A 1922-nucleotide genomic window follows, 5' to 3' on the forward strand; every position below is an offset into this window, starting at 1 on the left:
TCAATAATAACCTTATGGTTGTTGTGTCCTCTTAACCTACCAATATACTGGATCAACTTCCCTTCGAATGAAAACGGGAAGGCCAGGATAAGGCAATTTATGGCATAAATATCCAGGCCCTCTCCAAAGAACTGGCCGGTAGATGGGTAACCATATTAAGCCCCTAACGGCAACTTTCAGAAGCTTTCGCTCAACAGCCACTCATAAACCGGCTGGCTCACAATTCCCTTCACAGTCATTGCAGAGAGTTGATCGAAGGTAAGCACCAGAAATCGCTGCTGTGCGCGTGGAAAATCGGCGGCGGCATCCTTCATCGCCCGCATCTCTCGCTCAAGTGTCTCGCCTGATCCTGTATCAGCGCAAACCTGTATCAACTCCTCTTTGCCGTCAGGAAATCCGGCGTGAAAATCTACCTCGTACCCTTTCGTTGTGCGCACGTAGCCTATCTCTGCCTTGCGTCGTTGAAGTTCGTGCAGAACGACAGTTTCTATTGCGTGGCCGGCATTTGTGCGGCCTGAGCGATCGAATGCGCTGATGAGCCCCGTGTCCACCGGATAGACCTTCCGGGGGTTGGAGTTGCGACGCCGCTCAGAATCAGTAGCCAGCGTCACGGTGCTTATGAGGAAAGCATCCTGCAGATGTCCCATCATGGCATGAAGTGAGTCCTTGGCAACGCCAAGACCCTGCGCCTTCAGATCCAGATAGAGGCGGTGCACACTCAAACTTCCGGCCGGATTTCTCAGACACTGCCTTGTCAGCCATCGAAGCGCAGCAATCTGCGTAATACCGTAACGCTCCACGATGTCCCGAAACAGCACGGTATCCACGTAACCCTGCAGAAGATCAACCCGCAGTTCACCAGACAATCCCTGCGCCTCCGGGAATCCGCCTACAGCAAGATATTCCCGAAATTCTTTCTCGATCAGCGACCGGTCAACTGCCGTGAATTCATAGACGTGTCTCGTCGGCTCCGTACCACGGTGCCTCATAAACTCCCTGAAGCTGAACGGCCGGATCACCGTCTCCATACCGCGTCCGCGCAGCGAGGTATGAACTTCCCGGCTCAGCATCTTAGCAGATGATCCGGACACTACGATCTCCACTCGCTCTGTGTCCAGAACCCTGCGGACGAACCGCTCCCAGCCATTGACAAGCTGGACTTCATCAAGCAGCCATCGGACCGTCTCCCTGCCACGGAGTTCAGGATATCGCCGGTAATATTCTTCCAGAAGCAGGCCGAGCTGTTCCATTGGCAGGTCAGCCAGTCGGTCATCATCGAAGCTCAGATAAACAACCCGCTCTGGCGGTATTGAGTTGCGCCACTCTGCCTGCAACTGGCGCAGGAAGGTTGTCTTTCCGGCCCGCCGCATACCAATTACCGCATGGACTTTGCCGGGAACAGCCGGCAGCACGGCGTCCCTACGCGTTGCCCGCAGTTGCGGTATAGGCAAAACAGCGGTATTCAGCTTCTCATTCAGAACAGGATGCAGTGCCATAATGATTTATAGGATATTCAGAATGTGTCCTTTTGTCAAGGACTGATATTACAATAGCAGGATTCCAGTGAAAACCTCATAAGGGATGCGTCAGACATTCAAGAACAGGTTGCCCTATGTTATGGTCAACGTGTCGCAAGCAGAAAGATCTCAACCGGAATGATTGCAAAGCCATCCTCCATCTCAAGCCTGTCCATAGAAATCAGTATCCCCCGTTTAAAGCCAAGCCTCTTTATTGTTCTGAGATCCTGGAACCCCGCATTCTTCTGGTATTTCACTTCCACAGGGAGCAACTCCTTTTCCCTCTTGACGATGAAATCTATCTCTCCGCCATTTTTCCAGAAGAAGACCCTTGAGTTGAACCAGTCCGGGCGGTCGAACCGGTAAAACAGTTCATTTGCAATAACCTGTTCTGTAAGCCTTGCC

General features: G+C 52.3%; 2 protein-coding genes. Both read right to left on the reverse strand.

From position 1 onward, the window contains the following. Positions 1-176 precede the first annotated feature (176 nt). Positions 177-1496, reverse strand: coding sequence for an ATP-binding protein (locus tag QME66_13625; protein MDI6809985.1), 1320 nt, complete (start codon positions 1494-1496; stop codon positions 177-179). Between the two features lie 125 nt (positions 1497-1621). Further along, positions 1622-1922: DUF4143 domain-containing protein (locus QME66_13630; protein MDI6809986.1), on the reverse strand; the 301-nt coding region annotated here is incomplete at its 5' end.

The sequence above is a fragment of the Candidatus Eisenbacteria bacterium genome (assembly GCA_030017955.1).
Classification (GTDB): Bacteria; Eisenbacteria; RBG-16-71-46; order JASEGR01; family JASEGR01; genus JASEGR01.